This is a genomic window from Nocardiopsis sp. MG754419, assembly GCF_018207095.1.
Lineage (GTDB): Bacteria > Actinomycetota > Actinomycetes > Streptosporangiales > Streptosporangiaceae > Nocardiopsis.
The window spans coordinates 1-3862 of sequence record NZ_QOCZ01000258.1 but is presented as its reverse complement, the minus strand read 5'-3'; the positions used below and the strand labels follow the sequence as shown (position 1 = coordinate 3862).

At 60.8% G+C, this 3862-nt stretch carries 5 protein-coding genes; 2 read left to right on the top strand and 3 right to left on the bottom strand.

Annotated elements, in window-relative coordinates; all coding sequences use genetic code 11:
• Window positions 1-373: RHS repeat-associated core domain-containing protein (locus tag DSY14_RS27240; protein WP_283091716.1), on the top strand; the 373-nt coding region annotated here is incomplete at its 5' end.
• Between the two features lie 292 nt (window positions 374-665).
• The gene (locus DSY14_RS27235) at window positions 666-1286 is read left to right on the top strand and encodes an RHS repeat-associated core domain-containing protein (protein WP_249188551.1); all 621 of its coding nucleotides are present in this window, start codon (window positions 666-668) and stop codon (window positions 1284-1286) included.
• Between the two features lie 323 nt (window positions 1287-1609).
• Here the strand turns inward: DSY14_RS27235 and DSY14_RS27230 are convergent, their stop codons facing one another.
• The 3 genes from DSY14_RS27230 to DSY14_RS27220 all read right to left on the bottom strand — a co-directional run bounded on the left by DSY14_RS27230 (window position 1610) and on the right by DSY14_RS27220 (window position 3735).
• Window positions 1610-2119, bottom strand: a complete 510-nt coding sequence (locus DSY14_RS27230) for an IS3 family transposase (RefSeq protein ID WP_211719470.1) — start codon at window positions 2117-2119, stop codon at window positions 1610-1612.
• The gene (locus tag DSY14_RS27225) at window positions 2116-2442 is read right to left on the bottom strand and encodes a transposase (RefSeq protein ID WP_211719469.1); all 327 of its coding nucleotides are present in this window, start codon (window positions 2440-2442) and stop codon (window positions 2116-2118) included. Before DSY14_RS27225 ends, DSY14_RS27230 begins: the two co-directional genes overlap by 4 nt.
• A 492-nt stretch (window positions 2443-2934) precedes the next feature.
• Entirely contained in the window at window positions 2935-3735 is an 801-nt protein-coding gene (locus tag DSY14_RS27220) for an aminoglycoside phosphotransferase family protein (protein ID WP_374224066.1), read from the bottom strand.
• Window positions 3736-3862: the final 127 nt, after the last annotated feature.

The window sequence follows — 3862 nt, the reverse complement described above, 5'->3', positions numbered from 1 at the left end:
CTACACCGGCGCCTACCAGTTCCAGGACGGGACCGTGCACCTGTCCCACCGCTTCTACGACACCTCCACCCTGGGCTTCACCCAGCCCGACCCCTCCCGGCAAGAGCTGAACAACCACACCTACGCGATGTGCGACCCCATCAACAACACCGACCCCACCGGGTTGGCCACTGGTGCTTGCCTCGCTTCAGGCGGGTTATTCGCCGCTGCTTATGCATCTGCTGCGCATACCGTCGTGGGCCTCGCGAGCGCTGCTGGGGCATGGGCAGTGGGAGGTGTAGCAGCAACAGCAATGCTAGGTCCAGCAGCATTGGTGACTCTTGGAGTCATTGGTGTTGGCGGCGCCATCTGGGGAATGACTCAAAACTGCTAAATTGAAATGAAATGCCGGGGTGCACTCAAAATGGGTGCACCCCGCCGCGCGAGATTGGGTGCAAGTGGATATAACGCCGATGATAATCACGGTCTTTACGATCCTTGCATGTATTGCCCTGGGGGTGCGACAGTCGCGAAACAAAAAAAGGGGGGTTCACTGGAGCAGGGAAGATTTTGTTCTGGCAATAATTGCTATCTGCATAGTTTCCACTGCTTGGATTATTTATTTTCTTTTCAGGTAATTAATCCGCGTCAGTTTCGCGTGCAATCCTGAGGGTGAGCTGATCTCGATGGTCGACTGGGCCGAGGACGAGCGGTTCCATTACACGCTCGATGGTCAGAACACCGTGCTCGTGCTGACGGCCGAAGGATCTGAGGCGGATGCGCCGGACGCGGTGTATGAGTACAGCCCCTATGGTGAGCAGTCCTCTGACATCCTGGAAGACACACGGGCGGGGGAGCTGAACCCGTTCGGTTACACCGGCGCCTACCAGTTCCAGGACGGGACCGTGCACCTGTCCCACCGCTTCTACGACACGTTCACGTTGGGGTTTACCCAGCCGGACCCCTCCCGGCAAGAGATGAATAACCACAACTACGCTGCGTGCGATCCCATCAACAAAACCGATTCGACCGGACTGTGTTTCGCTCCTTCTCTCGACTTCATTTTCGGATTCTTTGGATATGGAGTCGCTGCCTATACCGTATCTGGCATGGTCGCCGGAACTATCGCTGTAAGCTTGGGCCCTGCGTTTATTGCTGGAGTGGCAGTTGCCGCGGCGATTTGGGAAATGGGGCGCGGAATCCAAGCCTTGTCGAACTGCTGGTCGCTTCAACTAAGTATAGAAATCCTCGAACGACAGCCAGTAAGTTCTGAATATGTAACCACAAATCCCTCGGCGGGGCGCTGAGGCGAAGCTCCGCCGGGGGTGTAAGGAAAAAATGCATTATATTGGTGTATTGTCAAGCATTTCTATAATACTTTCCATGGTTTTCCTTTGGGAGTACTACAAAAAGGACGCGAAAAATCCGAAGATATACCATGTGGCATTATCTTGGATGTTCCTTGTGCTGGGGGTACTCTTGGCCGTAATTGCATATCTTGCTTGATGGCCTACTGAGGTGATCTCGTGTGTCCTGAACGTCGAGGTTACTGATGTAGGTAAAGCATGCAGAAGCGGCCTCTCGTCGCTTCTCTCGGCGTGCTCGGGTCTCGATCGCAGAGCATCCGTGTTCACAAGAGATCGGCCATCGACCGGCCCACCACACGACGCGAGTACAGGTCAAAGACGGTGGCCAGGTAAAAGAACCGGCCATCCTGCACCTGCAGGTAGGTGATGTCGCCGACATATCGGGTGTTGGGCGCCGTGGCGATGAAATCACGTCCGACCAGGTCCGGTACCGGCTGGTCGGAGGGGGCGGGCACGGTGGTGCGCACCTTCCTGCGCAGGTGGATCCCTTCGATCCCGGCCTCGCGCATCAGCCGTTCCACCCGTTTGTGGTTGACCTCATAACCCTTCTTGCGCAGATCAGCGGTGATGCGAGGCTCCCCGTAGGCCGGGTCTTCCTTATGGATGGCGCGGATGGCCTCGGTCAGCTGCGCATCACGAGCGGCGCGCTCAGCGCGTTGGGCCCAGCCCTTCTTCCAGGCGTAGGAAGAGGAGCGGGCCAGGTTCAGCACCGCGCATAGCCGCTTGACGCTGTAGGCGCTGTGTTGGTCGTCGACAAAACCGCAGCGGTTCACGGTTTCATCTCTGCGGCGAAATAGGCGGCTGCCTTGCGCAGGATATCGCGCTCGGTGGTGAGCACGGCGACCTGGGCGCGCAGCCTCTGATTCTCTTCTTCAACGCTCTCAGTGGCGGCCGAGGCCTGACCCGAACGGGCGGCCCAGGCGGTCGTAGTGGTCTGCGTGGAGCGTGCGTCGTCGTCTTCACGGATCCAACTGCGCAGGGTCTCGCGGTTGATGCCGAGCTCATCGGCGACGTGCGCGATCGTGGTGCCGGGACGGGAGCGATACAGGGCGACGGCGTCGGCTTTGAACGCTGGCGGGTAGTGTTTCATGGCCATGGTGTGGACTCCTCCTTGTTTTTCCAGTGCCGGAGATGTCCACTACTCGGGGGAACGTCCGGACCCGAACAAGCAACCCGAGAACATTGACCGGTTTAAGGGCATGATCGACCTGCTCTGGAAGAACCACGAATTCCCGCCACGCGGGTGGGCCCAACGCCCGAGCCCAGGAGCAGCACGAGGCCGAGGCGATCCTTCACCTCGCGATCCTGCTTGTCCAGTGGGTGAGCACCAACGTCCTTACACGGAAGCCCTGAAAGGCGGATATGGCCAAGTTCTCGAGGTGTCCGAGGAAGAAGCCCGCAACTGCTACGACTGGGCGGTCGGTGCGGCTGCAGGCGAGTAGCTCCACCGGCTGAACAACTTGTCACCCACGCGCCCGACAAAAGTCGACTCCAGTGCCAGGCAGAGTTTTGTCTTGTGCACCCGGTGTAATGGAGGCTGTGGTGTGTGCCGGGATCGCCTCCCGTCACTCGACGTGTTGGCACTCAGCTACCTGTAGGTGGACCAACGGGTGCTGGTGTCGCCGGTCTGCAGGGTGGTGAGACGGTGGCGCCACTCGGCTCGCAGGCCGGGGTTGGTGTTCAACACCGGTAGGACGCTGGTGACGAGTTTGAGTTCGCGCACCTGCCTCAGCACGGGAAAGCCTGGCCAGTCCAGCACGTCGAATCCATACTCAGCGGCGAGCGGGGTGTGGAGGTCGGTGGGGTAGTCCATACGGACCTTGCCCACGGCGGCGGGGACCAGGTCCCCCTCCCGTGGGCCGTGGCTGAGGCTGTCGAAGTCGCAGATGACCGGGCCCTCTCCGTCTGGGATGAGGTTGCCCAGGAACGGGTCGCCGTGGATGACCCCGGTTGGGAGCTCGAACTCCAGCCCCTGGACCTCGACCTCCAACCGGTCGGTCCGTTCGACCAGGAAACCGCGGTCGGTCTCGGCGAGTCCTTCGGCGTCCGCGATGCGGCTGCGGATGCGATTGAACGGCTCCCATGAAGGCAGCGGAAAGTCGGGCGTGGGTAGCGCGTGCAACTGCTTGAGGATGCGCCCGAGGTCGGTACCGGTCGGCTCCGGACCCGTCTCGGGGACCAGGTGCCAGAAGGACGCCACGGCCCCGGCTGCCTTGACTGGCTGGGCGACCTCTTCGACCAGTCGCACCGTGGGGGCATCGTGGTGGGCGAGCCATCGGGCGGCCTGGATGACCACGGGGACGCGTTCGACCACGGTTGCCGATCCGGCGATGCGCACCACCATGCCCGCTCCCGGGAGGCGGTAGACGGCGTTGTTGGTGAACTTGATCAGCTCAGCGTCCTGAGCGGCCTCAGCTCCTAGGGCCTGTTTTTTGGAAGTGGGAGCGGAGCAGGGTCTGCGCTGGCATCGTGGTCGATGTGCCTGGCCGTCATGAACTCACCGATGCCGAGTGGGC

Bases quoted from the DNA above. Each gene is read 5' to 3' on its own strand.
- DSY14_RS27235 (WP_249188551.1), top strand. From the start codon at position 666: ATGGTCGACTGGGCCGAGGACGAGCGGTTCCATTACACGCTCGATGGT.
- DSY14_RS27225 (WP_211719469.1), bottom strand. From the start codon at position 2,442: ATGGCCATGAAACACTACCCGCCAGCGTTCAAAGCCGACGCCGTCGCC.